Below are 313 nucleotides of genomic sequence, written 5' to 3' on the forward strand. Positions count from 1 at the left end.
CAAAAAAGGCCGTCTGAAACCTGCATTCCAGACGGCCTGAGACATTATTCAACTCAACGTCCGTATATTTTCCACAAACCTTCCTGCAAACCAAATGCAGGCTCGCCGTCTTGCGGCTGGGTGCGGACATAGCTGCCGTCAGGCTGCATCAGCCAAGCCTGGGTATTGTCTTCCAAGGCCATTTCCAAACCTTCACGGATCACGCGTTCTTTGAGTTCGGGCGTGGTAATCGGCGTGGCGACTTCAATGCGACGGAAGAAGTTGCGCCCCATCCAGTCGGCGCTGGAGATAAAGGTATCGTCTGCGCCGTTGT

Annotated in this window: 1 pseudogene; it reads right to left on the reverse strand. The window is 54.3% G+C overall.

Annotated features, from left to right (window positions below):
• Window positions 1-53: 53 nt before the first annotated feature.
• Window positions 54-313, reverse strand: a pseudogene (locus ACTHS3_RS17570) (polyphosphate kinase 1); the annotation flags it as partial.

It is taken from the genome of Neisseria sp. P0009.S007 (genome assembly GCF_051962515.1).